Origin of the sequence: Propionispora hippei DSM 15287, assembly GCF_900141835.1 — a bacterium.
In the GTDB taxonomy this organism is placed as follows: Bacteria; Bacillota; Negativicutes; order Propionisporales; family Propionisporaceae; genus Propionispora; species Propionispora hippei.
Window position 1 is genome coordinate 1 of record NZ_FQZD01000034.1, and the last position, 13,886, is coordinate 13,886.

Below are 13,886 nucleotides of genomic sequence, written 5' to 3' on the forward strand. Positions count from 1 at the left end.
ATTATCGGTTTCCTTATTACGATAATCGTACTTGCTATAGCCTAATTCATCATCTAATTCGCCTTCCAGTCCATTTTCTAAAACGGTACTTACCATTTCCTTAAACAGTTCCTGGACTCCGGCAACATCGTTAATTCCGGCTCTTTGTAGCAGTTCTAGTAATTTCTTTCTTTGTTCTCGTCGTTCCGGGGTGATTTTTCTTTTTACCATAATTAAAACCTCCAAGTTCGGTGCTTCTATTTTACACCATCTTGGAGGTTTACACAGTTTTCGGGATAGTCTCATTTATTTTGCATTCTGATGAAATTCACCATTGGCTTTCGCTTCTTCTGCGATTGCCTGTTCACCGCGTTTGATTGCTTCTCTGACCATCGAACCCACTTCGCCGGTAGTTACATCCGACCAGTCATGGTCTTCGACCTTTTCACCAAACCCTAGATCGTGGGCTAATTTATATTTCGTTTCTTCCGACATAACTTTTCCCATATACAGCCACCTCCAATTATAGTTTAGGAAGCTTAGGGAACCACCAATTTATTCGCACGACGCGTCCTGACGGATCTCTTTTCGCCTAGCCATTAGAAAAGCTATTGAAATAGTGCAACTATTTCTGTGACTTTACTTTTTTGCTAGACGAAAAATTTCTCGCCATGCCGGCAGGCTCATTAAATCAGTGGTTCCTTAAATGTAGTATTTCTTTTATGCCGGGAGATATTCTACTAAAATATATCCAAAAAGCAGCGCAATCCTATGACTAGTTGTTTAGCAAGTAAAAAATTCCTAAATTTATATATTGTTACATTAAACATAAGTGACTGACAACGGGTCCCTGTCCGGCAGGCGTCTAAATGTATATTGAGGGTAACCAGCCATAACAGCGCCAGTGATTACGTTTCCTTCCGGAACCGGAAATAAGGCAAGCAGCGGTGCATAGTTATCAAAGATACACATTTCCAAAATTCCGGCCCAACAAGAACCCAAACCCAAGGCAGGAGCAAAAAGTTCTAAATAGGAAAGAGCGGAAATGGTATTTTCCCGTCCCCTGGCAAAATCTTTCGGGGCTATAGCCAGTATCAAATGGGGCGCGTTACGCAGGACCGTATCCTCTTTCCCCTGTCGCCAAGCCCGTATATGAAGCGGCATACTCTTGTGAAACGGCGGTGTGGCAACCTTCTTTTCCATCCATTGAACCGTCAGTTCCACCGCCTCCCGCAAAATTTGCCGCTGTTCAATAACCATATAGGATATATTCTGGCTATTGCTTGCTGTCGGAGCAAAGCGGGCCATATCCACTAGCTTTGCCAACTGCTCACGGGGTACAGCTTCCTGTTTGTAGCGCCGGCTGGAACGCCGGGAACGCAAAAAAAGTGCTGCCTGTTCCGCCGAAATTTTGGTACTACTAGGAATTTCTGTTTGCTTTGCCAGCGGCGCCCTTGCATAATCCAGCGCTTTAGTCGGGCAAACAGCTACGCAGTGACCACAGCTATTGCAAAATTCCGGATTGACCGCTATAGGGCCTTTATTTTCCTCCATTTTTAATACTTTGATCGGACATACCTCACAGCAAATGCCGCATTGTACGCATAAGTCTGGTTGGGCCTCAATCAGCGCCATTGTCACCGTCTCCCCCGGTCAGCCGGCTTCCCATCTGAAAAGCACTCTCACAGTCTACAGGAAATACTTCCTGATGCCGTTTGAGCTTGTGCGCGGCATCAAATCTGGACGATTCATACTTGGAATAGTCGGAGAACTGGTACGTATCGGTGACGTAAAGCGATTCGACCCTGCCAAATATACGACCGGCCATTTTTTCATTGAAGGAAAAATATTGATCATAGCCCCATTCTTTCATAACTTCTTCAGAAACATTCATCGTGTAAATAAAGCCTAGATCAACCTTTTTGGAAAACAAGGATGTACCGGCTTCATCATAAACTAAATAGGGAAAAATCAGCCGCTCCATAAACGACCTCATTTCTCCCGTTGCCGTTCCCAGATAGACCGGCGATCCCAGGATTAAGGCATCGGCCGCTTCGATTCTGCTTGAAACAGGCTGCAAATCATCAGCAACGGCACATTTACCATAACTTTTGCCGCCTTTCAGCTTGCAGGCAAAACAGCTTCTACAGCCTGTAAAATGCAAATCATACAAATGAATCAGTTCGGTTTCAGCACCGCCTGCCCTGGCTCCCTCCAATGCCTTTTCCAGTAAAACCGCCGTATTTCCCTGCTTGCGTGGACTTCCATTGACTGCAATCACCTTTTTCATAGCATACCTGCCTTTCGTTTTTATAAGAAACTCTGCTATAATTGTATAATAAAGAAAAGAAATGAGAAGTATGTACTTTTAAGATAGCTACTACCTAAAAGGAGAGTATATATGAAAAAGTGGTCACCGGAAACCTCCACCTGTTCTATTACCTATACCTTATCAATTATCAGCAGTAAATGGAAATGGCTTCTCTTATATAAGCTCTTTCAAAACGGCGTCCAGCGTTATGGTGAAATCAAACGCAGCATCCCGCCGATCACTCATAAAATGCTGAGCCAGCAGTTAAAGGAACTGGAGGAAGAAAGCCTGATTAACCGCAAGGAATATCCTCAGGTCCCCCCCAAGGTAGAATACTCTTTAACAACCAAAGGAGAAACGCTCATCCCCGTTCTGGAACTTATGAGTCAATGGGGCGCCGCCCACAAGCCGGCGGTTAAATAGACTAACGGCACTCCTTCCTTATTCGGTCCAAAATCAGCAACAATTCCCCTGAGAAGCTGCTTCAGATACTTACCTATAAGAAAGAAAAGGCGAGGCCAGAAACTATTTCCGGTCTCGCCTTCAAGCGGTCCGGGATAATCTATGACCGGAACGTTGTTTTTCCTTGGCTATTTCCGCAGCAGCTTCTTTAAGAAATCTGGCGGGCTGTAAACTGGTACTATGCTCCGCTGATTATAATGGCGTCGGTTCTCGCTCCAGTCAGCTTCCGGCAGGCAGTAACAAATTGCTTAAAATATCGTACCAAGAAAGCAATAGTTATAAATGCCTTTAAACTGATTCATACTAAAGGGGAAAGGAATCCGTTGAGGAGGTTGTTGTGATGAACCACAAATCGATATGGCTGTACCCGGCAGCCATAGTCCTGCTGGCAGTAATGCTCTTTGCCGGCGGCTGCACTGACATTAATCCCATTGATCAGACTTCTCCCTCTTCGCCAAGCCCAGCGCCCAAACCACCCTCTCAGATAGTCACCCCCGCCGAGGTTAAAGTTATATACAAATATGGTGATACCGGTCCGGTCCAATTAACCAACGCCAATGTGATCCTCAAGCCTGGGCAGAAGCTGATACTGGAACCGGCGGCAGGCCTTACTAAGAACACCCGGTTCCGTTCCTCCGGTGATACCTATATTGGCGACATCGTAAAGCAGGAACAGGAGGGCAAGGATGCCGGCCGGGTTGTGTTTACAGCGCTCAAAGCAGGAAAAGGGAAACTTCAGATTATCCCCAACAGTACCGAGGATAACCGTGCCGCCGATCTTTGGATTACGGTACAATAGCAAGCTTTGCCAAGTAAAAAGAACCGGCTGTCAGGCCTAGGCCCGTCAGCCGGTTCTCTATGTCGTTTATTTTATCAAATACTCTGCCAGCAAATCTTCTTTCAACTGCCACAAGGCTTTAGACAAATCAACATAATATGTATGCGGATTCTCGAACCGGAGAACTTCATCCCACAGGGTGTCCACCTGCTCCTGGCAGTAGGCCCGGACAGTCTTTAAGTCAGGAATATCGTAGACACACTTACCCTTCACATAAGCCGGAACCAGCAGCTTTCTGGCATGGAAATTGGTAACCCGCTTGCGCTTCCAGGTGTGCGACGGATCGAACAGCTCATAGGGCCGGCTTTCGTCAATTTCCTCGTTCGCCAGCGTAATGACATCGGCGATAGCCTTACCGGTTTCCCGGTCAAAAAAGCGCCATACCTGTTTAAAACCGGGATTGGTTAACTTTTCCACATTCTCGCTGATCTTAATTTTGGGCGTCATAACTCCATCCTCTTCGATAGCCGCCAGTTTATAAACCGCGCCAAACACCGGCTCCGATTTAGAGGTGATGAGGCGCTCCCCTACCCCGAAGGAATCAACTTTAGCGCCCTGGACCAGCAATTCACGGATAATATATTCATCAAGCGAATTGGATGCCACGATTTTGCAATCAGGGTAGCCGGCTCTGTCCAGCAGCTTACGGGCCTGCTTGGACAAATAGGTGATGTCGCCGCTGTCCAGACGTATTCCCTTGGGACGGATTCCCCGGGGCGCCAGTTCTTCATCAAAAATCTTAATGGCGTTGGGCACACCCGATTTGAGTACGTTATAGGTGTCAACCAGGAAAACACAGTCATAAGGATAAGTCTGCGCATACGCCCGGAACGCCTCTAGTTCGCTGGGAAACATCTGTACCCAGCTATGGGCCATCGTTCCAAAAGCCGGAATATTAAAATCCCGCTCCGCCAGCGTGCAGGCCGTGCCTACGCAACCGCCGATATAGGAGGCCCGGGCGCCAAAGATCGCCCCGTCATAGCCCTGGGCCCGCCGGGAGCCGAACTCCATGACCGGCCTGCCCTCCGCCGCCCGGACTATCCGGTTGGCCTTGGTAGCAATCAGACTTTGATGATTGATGGTCAAGAGCAGCATGGTTTCGATAAACTGCGCTTCAATGACAGGTCCCCGGACGGTAAGGATAGGTTCGTGCGGGAATATGGGCGTTCCCTCCGGCACCATCCATACATCACAGCTAAACTTAAATTTGCTTAGATATTGCAGGAATTTCTCACTAAATAGCTCTTTACTGCGCAAATAGGCAATATCTTCTTCATTAAACTGGAGCTTGTCCAAATAACGGATTACCTGCTCGACGCCTGCCATAATGGCAAAGCCACCTTTATCAGGAATCTTCCGGAAAAAAATATCAAAATAGGCAATCCGGTTTTCCAGGCCGCCCTCAAGATACCCATTGGCCATGGTCAATTCATAAAAATCGGCCAGCATAGTCAGATTCAGCGTTTCTTCAAAGCTCATCTATAATTCCTCCAAACTCCATATAGCGAAACCTTTTTATTTATTAGATGAAATAATTTACAGTACTCGTCCCTCATTGTAGTAAGCTCTGCGCTAAATGTCAAGTGAACGGCACCCGGGGCTGCCGGGCAAGCTGCTATTTGCTGCTCCGCCGGCAAAAAATTATTATGAAGGAATTACATGGGCTGATATTTTTTCCCTCATACTAACATAGTAATTCCTATTATATATAATGCCTGCAGCCGCCTTATTTACCGCTTACGACAAATACCAATAAAAACCTTCCCGGCTTGCAGGAATTTCATACCATCTTTCGAAAGTAACTACTTATACATTACTTTTTCTTTTTATTACATTAAAGCACGCAAGGACAAAGCAGAACCTGTTCAGCTTTTCTGCCTGCAATCAGGCAGCGACTTGACATGAATCATGCGGAAAGGATGGCGAGATATGAGAAGTTATAAAGTACCGGAGAAGCAGGGACTGTATGACCCGCAATTCGAACATGATGCCTGCGGTATGGGCTTTGTCGTACATATGAAAGGAGAAAAATCCAACGACATACTCCGTCAGTCTTTACAAGCCCTGAAGAATCTTACTCATCGCGGCGGTGTTGGCAGCGAGCCGGATACCGGCGATGGCGCAGGGATTTTATTGCAAATCCCCCACCGGTTTTTTCTTAAGGTTTGCGCCGATCAGCATATCACGCTACCGCCGCCCGGCCAGTATGGCGTAGGCATGGTTTTCCTGCCTCTCCAGGAAACGCTGCGTTACCAGTATGAAACCAGCCTGAAAGAAATCATTCAAGCAGAAGGTCAACAACTGCTGGGCTGGCGTGACGTTCCGGTCGACCCGACCTGCCTGGGTAAGACGGCGCACGACTGCCGGCCGCACATTCGTCAGGTATTTATTGCCGGTTCGGGACTGGCACCGCAGGAGTTTGAGAAAAAACTGTTCGTCATTCGCAAAAGCGCCGAGAAGGCGGCTGCCCAACTGGCAGCAGAAGCCCCGGAGGACTTTTATGTAGCCAGTCTGTCTTCCCGTACCATTGTCTATAAGGGCATGCTGAAGGCCGATCAATTGGAACGCTTTTACCCCGATCTGACTGATCCCGCCTGCGAGACAGCGCTGGCGCTCATTCACTCCCGCTATAGCACCAATACCTTCCCCAGTTGGCCCAGAGCTCACCCCAACCGCTACATGATCCACAACGGCGAGATCAACACCCTGCGGGGCAACGTCAATCAGATGCATGCCCGGGAAGCCATGTTCAAAGACAGCAGCTTTGGTAATGATCTGCCCAAAGTACTGCCGGTCATTAACCAGAACGGCAGCGATTCGGCCATGTTTGACAATTGCGCGGAATTTTTGCTCCATGCAGGCATGGCGTTGCCCCATGTGATCATGATGATGATCCCCGAACCGTGGACTCACCACGAAAGCATGAGTGATGAGAAAAAAGCCTTCTACGAATATCATAGCTGCCTGATGGAGCCGTGGGATGGCCCGGCGGCCATGGCCTTTACCGACGGGACGAAAATTGGCGCCGTACTGGACAGAAACGGCCTGCGCCCCTCCCGATACTACGTCACTACCGATGATACCGTCATTCTTGCTTCCGAAGTGGGAGTTATTGATATTCCACCGGAAAAAATCCGGCAAAAGGAACGGCTCCATCCGGGAAGAATGCTGCTCATCGACACTGAAGCAGGCCGCATGATCAACGACGAGGAACTGAAGCATACGATGGCAGCCAGTCAGCCTTACCGCGAATGGCTCAACCAACACATGGTTCCTCTCGACACCCTGCCCGAACCGGAACCAGCCGTTGCTGTTGATGCGGCAACGCTCATCCAGCAGCAAAAGGCCTTTGGCTATACCTATGAAGAGCTTCGCATCATTGTAACGCCCATGGCTAAAGAGGCCATTGAGCCGATCGGCGCAATGGGTACCGATATTCCGCTGGCAGTTTTATCGGAAAAACCGCAGCTTCTGTTCGACTATTTTAAACAACTCTTTGCGCAAGTAACCAATCCACCGATTGACGCCCTGCGTGAGGCCATCGTAACCTCCACGGATATACTGCTGGGCTCGGAAGGCAACATGCTCCAGCCTACAGCCGCCAGTTGCCGCCGGCTTAAACTGGCCACACCCATTATTGACAATCAGGCACTCCAAAAATTAAAGCAGCTTAACCTCCCCGGCTTTAAAACGGCTACCCTGTCCCTGCTCTATCCGGCCTCTCCGGCGAAAGACGGATTGGCTAAAGCCATGACGGTCCTCTGTGACCAGGCCACCGCCGCCATTGAGGCTGGCGCCAACCTGCTCATCCTGTCCGACCGTGGTATTAACCCGCAGGAGGCTGCGATTCCTTCCTTGCTGGCAGTCGCCGGTTTGCATCACCATTTAATCCGCACCGGTCTCAGAAACCGGGCCAGCCTGATTCTGGAATCGGGCGAACCACGGGAAATTCACCATTTCGCCTGCCTGCTGAGCTACGGAGTGTCAGCCGTCAATCCTTACCTTGCCTTTGCTTCGATTGAACAGTTGATTGACACAGGCTTTCTCACCGGTATTCCGGCGGCCAAGGCCATCGCCAACTACTGTAAAGCGGCCACCAAGGGAGTCGTCAAAATTCTTTCCAAAATGGGTATCTCCACCATCCAAAGCTATCATGGCGCCCAGATCTTTGAAGCCGTCGGTTTAAACGCCGATTTCATCGACACGTACTTTACCCGGACACCCTCCCGCATTGGCGGTATCGGCAGCCAGGAAATCCACCGGGAAACACAGCTTCGGCACCGCAGCGCTTTTCCCCGCAGTCCTTTCTCTTCGGTGGAATTGGACAGCGGCGGCTACTACCAATACCGCCGGGACGGCGAGCATCATTTATACAATCCGGAAACCATCCATAAGCTGCAATATGCCTGCCGCACCGGCAATTATCAAACCTTCAAGGAATACTCCCGGTTGCTTAACGGCGCCAATCAAAAACGCTGCACCCTGCGCGGGTTACTGCAGTTTAAAGCCGCTACAGTCATTCCGCTGGAAGAGGTCGAACCGGTGGAAAGCATTGTAAGGAAATTCAAAACCGGCGCCATGTCGTTCGGGTCAATCAGTCAGGAAGCCCATGAAACGCTGGCCATCGCCATGAACCGGCTCGGCGGCAAGAGCAACACCGGCGAAGGCGGTGAAGACCCGGCCCGCTTCACTCCTGATGAGAACGGCGATTCCCGCTGCAGCGCCATCAAGCAGGTGGCTTCCGGCCGCTTTGGTGTAACCAGCGAATACCTGGTCAGCGCCCGGGAATTGCAAATCAAAATGGCCCAGGGAGCAAAACCGGGCGAAGGCGGCCAGCTCCCCGGCGGCAAAGTGTACCCCTGGATTGCCAAGGTGCGTCATTCCACGCCGGGTGTCGGGTTAATCTCACCCCCGCCCCATCACGATATCTATTCCATTGAAGACTTAAAAGAGCTCATCCACGATCTCAAACATGCCAACCCACAGGCCCGGATCAGCGTCAAACTGGTTTCTGAGGCTGGCGTCGGCACCATTGCCGCCGGCGTGGCCAAGGGTCTGGCCGATGTCATTTTAATCAGCGGCTACGACGGCGGCACAGGCGCATCGCCACGGACTAGTATCCGCCACGCCGGGCTGCCCTGGGAACTGGGTCTGGCTGAAACTCATCAGACGCTGCTCTTAAATAATCTGCGCAGCCGGGTGGTCCTGGAGACCGACGGTAAGCTGATGACCGGCCGGGACGTGGCTATTGCCGCGTTGCTAGGCGCCGAGGAATTCGGATTTGCCACGGCGCCGTTGATTGTTCTTGGCTGTGTCATGATGCGGGTCTGTCATCTTGATACCTGCCCGGTAGGAGTTGCTACGCAAAACCCGCAGCTCAGGAAAAAATTTACCGGCGATCCGCAGCATGTGGTGAATTTCATGCAGTTTATCGCCGAAGAATTGCGGGAAATCATGGCTATGCTCGGTATCGGGAGACTGGAAGAACTGGTGGGACGTTCCGACCTGCTGGAAATGCAGCCCGCCATTGAACATTGGAAAGCCAAGGGACTGGACTATTCGGGTATATTACACCGGCCTCAGGTGCCGGCGACCGTCGGCCGCTATTGCCAGATGCCGCAGAACCATGCGCTGGAACAATCGCTGGACCGCCGGACTTTACTGGACCTCTGCCGGCCGGCTTTAGAAACAGGGACTGCCGTGAGGGCCAGCCTGTCGATCGAAAACACCGACCGCGCTGTCGGAGCCATTTTGGGCAGTGAACTAACCCGTAAATATGGTGCCGCCGGCCTGCCGGATGACACCATTCGCCTTTCCTTTACCGGTTCGGCCGGGCAAAGCTTCGGAGCCTTTGTGCCGCGGGGCATAACTTTACTGTTGGAAGGAGACGCCAACGATTATACCGGCAAAGGGCTCTCGGGCGGCAAAATCATCGTCCGTGCCCCGAAAAACGCCAGCTTCCCGCCGGAAGACAACATCATTATCGGCAATGTCGCCTTCTATGGCGCCACGTCCGGCGAAGCTTACATTAACGGCGTGGCCGGCGAGCGATTCTGCGTTCGCAACAGCGGCCTGCATGCCGTAGTGGAAGCAGTCGGTGACCATGGCTGCGAATACATGACCGGCGGCCGGGTCGTAATTCTCGGCCCCACCGGCCGAAATTTCGCGGCAGGCATGTCGGGCGGCATTGCTTACGTACTGGACGAAGACCGGAGTTTTTCGCGCCGCTGCAACCAGGAAATGGTTGAGCTGACCGGCTTGGCGGACGAGACGGAAGCGGCTCAGGTAAAAGCCATGCTTCAAAAACACCGGGATTACACCGGCAGTCGCCGGGCCCGGTACCTGCTGGAAAACTGGGAAACCTTCCGGAATATTTTCGTCAAAGTCATTCCCAAAGATTATCAGCGCATGCTGCAAGCCATTGAGCGCGCCTACGGCAAGGGCTTAACCGGTGACCAGGCCTTGATGACGGCCTTTGAAGAAAATCACCGCGATTTGGCCCGGGTCGGCGGAAATTGACGGGGAGGTTAGAGTGATGGCAAAACCGACTGGATTTATTGAATATGAACGAAAAATACCGGCAGACCGGCCGCCGCTGGAGCGCATCGGCGATTGGAATGAACTGCACGCCGGACTGCCAGAGGAAGAGCAGCGCATTCAGGGTGCCCGCTGCATGGACTGCGGCATCCCCTACTGCCATTCGGGCCTGTTGATCAGTGGCGCCGCTTCTGGTTGTCCGATCAACAATCTCATTCCCGAATGGAATGAGCTGATTTACCGCGGTCTCTGGAAAAAAGCGCTGCAGCGGCTTCTAAAAACCAATAATTTCCCCGAATTCACCGGCCGGGTCTGCCCGGCTCCCTGCGAAGGTTCCTGCACCCTGGGCATCAATGAACCGATGATTACCATCAAAGTCAATGAATGCGCCATTATCGACCGCGCTTATGAGCAAGGCTGGATCAAACCGCAGCCGCCGACTGTGCGGACCGGCAAGCAAGTGGCTGTTGTCGGCTCCGGCCCGGCCGGACTTGCCTGCGCCGACCAGTTAAATCAGGCCGGACATACCGTAACCGTCTTTGAACGGCGCGACCGGCCCGGCGGCCTCTTGATGTACGGCATCCCCAACATGAAACTGGATAAACAGGTAGTCCTGCGCCGCACCCAGCAAATGTCCGATGAAGGAATCAGCTTCCGAACCGGTGTTGAAATCGGCAAAACACTTCCCGCCGCCCAATTGCTGCAGGACTTTGATGCCGTCGTCCTCTGCACCGGCGCTGCCAAACCAAGGGATCTCAATGCGCCGGGCCGTGAAAACCAAGGCATTCATTTTGCCGTAGATTTTTTACGGGCCAATACGAAAAGCCTGCTGGATTCCGGTCTGGCAGACGGACAATTTATTTCCGCCCGTGGCAAAGATGTTATCGTCATCGGCGGTGGCGACACCGGCACCGACTGTGTGGGAACCTCCATCCGTCACGGCTGCAAAAGTGTCGTCCAGTTTGAAATCCTGCCCCGCCCGGCCTTGGAAAGAACCACCGCCAACCCTTGGCCGGAATGGCCGAAGACACTTAAAACCGATTACGGCCAGCAAGAAGCCATCGCGCTATTCGGCCATGATCCCCGCGCCTTCGCCATTATGACCAAAAAGATTGTTGGCAATGCGGACGGTCAGGTCAAGGAACTGCATACCGTGGAAGTAGACTGGAGGAAAGATGATGCCGGAAGGTTTGTTCCGGTCGAAATTTCCGGCTCCGAAAAGATCTGGCCGGCCCAGTTAGTCCTCATAGCCATGGGCTTTCTCGGTCCGGAAGAGCATTTGCTCAACCAGCTAAGTATCGAGCAGGATGGTCGCAGCAATATAAAAACACCGGCCGGCAGCTTTGCCACCAATCAGGCGAAAGTGTTTTCCGCCGGTGATGCCCGGCGCGGGCAAAGCCTGGTGGTCTGGGCCATCCAGGAAGGACGCGCCGCCGCCCGGGAATGCGATAAGTATTTAATGGGTTATACCGATTTGCCATAAATGTATGAACATAAAGCAAGGGAGGATAGGTAGTTTCTATCCTCCCTTGCTTTATATTCATACAGGTGCCTCTATTGAATTCATTCACACCGGAAAAAGACTTGTTTGCTATCTACTTCCGACCACTCCTACCACCACGATTAAGGCGTATAATTCAGCCACAATTCCTCCGCAACTTTAGGATTATAGACAAATTCAAATGACTCATGGTTTGTTTCGTATTGAGTATAAATGGGAATTCCCCTTTTTATATTAAATTCTTTATATTCTCTTGCTTCTTTTATAATTAAATTAGCTGCTTGATATTGGAGGTTCTTAATGAATACAATTTCCCCGTTATCAATGATCGGGAAATAGGCGAGTCCTCCATGAGCTCTAACTCCGCCATAATCAAAACCATAATCCCTAACACACCACGCACCGAAGGTCATTTCATATTGGGGGTTAGCATTTATCGTACTATGCGCCCACCCCGGCGGAACTATAACTAGGTCGCCGGCTTTAGCCTTAACAGCCATACATCTGCCCGGATCATCCTTATCATATTCCTGCATATATACGATCGCCTCACCACTCCAAATTTCATAAACTTCCGGTGTTGATGCCTGGCAAGAGGCTGATATGGCATGAACATGCCCCTGACTACGGATAGGTTCATTTCCCACCTGTCCTTTGGCAAAAATCATGGCTCCATATAGTAAATTCCTTTGGACTAAATCCTCCCTGTCCCGTCTTTTTCCTACATCCATAGCCACTGAATATACGATTTCCGGTCCTTTTGCCCCAGGATTACTTAAACTCTTTCTTATATCGTCTAACTTTCTTTTTTCAGTTATTGGGCCAAAACTGGTTTCTCCATAATCAAAGTTCATATTATCAATATCTATTTTTATATCAAATCCCGGATTAAACATGGTAATCCTCCTTTTAGCAAATTTTCTGCCTTAATACTGCAAGTATGCATTGATTTCTTTTTGCAATTTATTCAGGGAATTATTAAAAGGAACGGTATTTTCAATGATTTTTCTTAGTTCATTATCGGCCATGAGCATGGTAGACGTATATTTCCGGAATTTCGGCGCAATAACGGCCTCATTCATGGCATCGCTAATAATCGAAATGTCCATTTTGGCATCGCCCGGCGCATCTTTGAGCAAAATTTGACGCGTATCACTGGATTCCACAACAGATTTTAGTACAGGCAATCCCTGAGACTTACTCAAAATCAATTTTTGGATTTTGGGATCTACGCAAAGTTTTTTCAAAAAAGCCCAAGCAAGTTCTTTGTTGCCTGTCCGTGCGCTCATACCAATAAGCAATGTATCCAGTTGCGATAGGTTCTTGCCGGAAGGTCCGGCCGGCATTTTGATGCAGTCCCATTCAAAGGTAGCATATTTTTTGATCCGCCAGGGATATGGATTATATGTGCGGTATTCAGCAAAAGTAAATGGGCGGAACGCGACTTTTCCCATATCAAAATCCCGGGCTGTTACATTGTAGCCATGATTTACTGCCCGTAAATCCATCAGGAAGCGCACGACTTCCTCCATCTTGGCATTGGCAAAATACGATACATTCCCATCGCTGCGGAAAATCTGAAGCCCATTGGTAACGGCCGCCTGCTGCCAGGTATAATCATAACACCCAAACTGGTCTAAAATTCCGTCTCCATCCTTATCTTTCGTTACCTTGCGGCAAATATTGATGAAATCCTGCCAGGTCCAGTTATTATCCGGTACAGCAATTCCCTCTTGGCGCAACAGTGTCTTATTGACAAACATCAAGGTTGGAACACTTTCAAACGGTAACGCATAAGATTCCTTTTGGTATTGCCCATAGGCTATTGCCGGGGGATAATAGGCCCGGCTGTCAAACGAGGGATCTTCTGTCTCTAATAAAGAAAGATTCTGCAGCACCCCCATGGAAGCATACAAATTGAAATCATCGGGCAAAACAAAAAAAACATCCGGTTCCTCGCCCTGCAAAATTTGTTCTGCCAGCCATTCGGTATAATCTTCCTTTTTTATGCCGCTTACATAGCGCACCGAGACGCCCGGATGCTCCTCCTCAAAACTTTTTATCGCCGCATCTATCACTGCATAAGAGTCTCCTGCCGGAACATTCCAATTGCTGCCCGCAAAAATCCCCACACGCAGAACATGTGTTGCATGATAGTGCAATCTATACACGATGCAGCTTCCTGCCAGGAGCAGCAAAATAAACAGCGCTCCCATGCCTTTCCATCTATTATCTCGAAGCCAACGCATATTCTCCCG

10 protein-coding genes and 1 pseudogene are annotated in these 13,886 nt (G+C 50.1%); 4 read left to right on the top strand and 7 right to left on the bottom strand.

What is annotated here, in order from left to right; translation table 11 throughout:
- From F3H20_RS15300 to F3H20_RS15315, 4 genes and pseudogenes are all read right to left on the bottom strand, one after another.
- Nucleotides 1-210: pseudogene (locus tag F3H20_RS15300) on the bottom strand (IS256 family transposase); the annotation flags it as partial.
- A 75-nt stretch (nucleotides 211-285) separates the two neighbouring features.
- The gene (locus F3H20_RS15305; RefSeq protein ID WP_149735781.1) at nucleotides 286-486 is read right to left on the bottom strand and encodes a small, acid-soluble spore protein, alpha/beta type; all 201 of its coding nucleotides are present in this window, start codon (nucleotides 484-486) and stop codon (nucleotides 286-288) included.
- Nucleotides 487-801: 315 nt separating this feature from the next.
- Nucleotides 802-1,614 (bottom strand): nitroreductase family protein, encoded by an 813-nt coding sequence (locus tag F3H20_RS15310; protein WP_149735782.1) that lies wholly within the window; start codon nucleotides 1,612-1,614, stop codon nucleotides 802-804.
- Nucleotides 1,601-2,269, bottom strand: a complete 669-nt coding sequence (locus F3H20_RS15315) for a flavodoxin family protein (RefSeq protein WP_149735783.1) — start codon at nucleotides 2,267-2,269, stop codon at nucleotides 1,601-1,603. Before F3H20_RS15315 ends, F3H20_RS15310 begins: the two co-directional genes overlap by 14 nt.
- 111 nt (nucleotides 2,270-2,380) lie before the next feature.
- Between F3H20_RS15315 and F3H20_RS15320 the strand changes: the two genes are divergently transcribed.
- Nucleotides 2,381-2,713, top strand: a complete 333-nt coding sequence (locus tag F3H20_RS15320; protein ID WP_149735784.1) for a winged helix-turn-helix transcriptional regulator — start codon at nucleotides 2,381-2,383, stop codon at nucleotides 2,711-2,713.
- A 379-nt stretch (nucleotides 2,714-3,092) separates the two neighbouring features.
- Entirely contained in the window at nucleotides 3,093-3,551 is a 459-nt protein-coding gene (locus tag F3H20_RS15325; protein WP_149735785.1) for a hypothetical protein, read from the top strand.
- Between the two features lie 66 nt (nucleotides 3,552-3,617).
- Here the strand turns inward: F3H20_RS15325 and F3H20_RS15330 are convergent, their stop codons facing one another.
- Complete coding sequence (locus F3H20_RS15330) at nucleotides 3,618-5,069, bottom strand: nicotinate phosphoribosyltransferase (RefSeq protein ID WP_149735786.1); 1,452 nt, start codon at nucleotides 5,067-5,069, stop codon at nucleotides 3,618-3,620.
- A gap of 450 nt (nucleotides 5,070-5,519) precedes the next feature.
- On the opposite strand from F3H20_RS15330, the gene gltB reads away from it, so the two are divergent.
- The gene (gltB, locus tag F3H20_RS15335; protein WP_149735787.1) at nucleotides 5,520-10,109 is read left to right on the top strand and encodes a glutamate synthase large subunit; all 4,590 of its coding nucleotides are present in this window, start codon (nucleotides 5,520-5,522) and stop codon (nucleotides 10,107-10,109) included.
- Nucleotides 10,110-10,125: 16 nt separating this feature from the next.
- Nucleotides 10,126-11,610, top strand: coding sequence for a glutamate synthase subunit beta (locus tag F3H20_RS15340; RefSeq protein WP_149735788.1), 1,485 nt, complete (start codon nucleotides 10,126-10,128; stop codon nucleotides 11,608-11,610).
- 140 nt (nucleotides 11,611-11,750) lie between these two features.
- Here F3H20_RS15340 and F3H20_RS15345 read toward each other — a convergent pair whose 3' ends face one another.
- Entirely contained in the window at nucleotides 11,751-12,524 is a 774-nt protein-coding gene (locus F3H20_RS15345; protein WP_149735789.1) for a glucose-6-phosphate isomerase family protein, read from the bottom strand.
- A gap of 30 nt (nucleotides 12,525-12,554) precedes the next feature.
- Nucleotides 12,555-13,877, bottom strand: a complete 1,323-nt coding sequence (locus F3H20_RS15350) for an ABC transporter substrate-binding protein (protein WP_223191798.1) — start codon at nucleotides 13,875-13,877, stop codon at nucleotides 12,555-12,557.
- Nucleotides 13,878-13,886: the final 9 nt, after the last annotated feature.